General features: G+C 54.5%; 1 protein-coding gene. It reads left to right on the plus strand.

Features of this window, described 5'->3' with window-relative positions; all coding sequences use genetic code 11:
* Positions 1 to 244 (plus strand): HAAS domain-containing protein (locus ACSV5T_RS10235; protein WP_438321073.1); only part of this gene is annotated, 244 nt, incomplete at both ends.

Here is a 244-nt window from a genome sequence, read left to right on the forward strand (position 1 = left end):
CTCGTAGCTGTCCTGTTCTTACTCGCCGCTTCACAAGCGTTCCGCAACATGTCGGTCCGCTCGAAAGAAAGTAAATTCAAAAACGGGATGATATACATTGCGCTCGCCGCGATGCCGATGACGTTATTCCTCGGGCTGATGGTGCTCGACATCTTCGTCGAGACCCCAACGATCGTGTTCGGCCCAACCGGTCAACTCGTGTTACTCGGCCTTGCCGTCGTCACGTTGCTCATCGTCTCGGTTT

The sequence above is a fragment of the Veillonella sp. ZSJB6 genome, assembly GCF_051549505.1.
Taxonomy (GTDB): Bacteria; Bacillota; Negativicutes; order Veillonellales; family Veillonellaceae; genus Veillonella.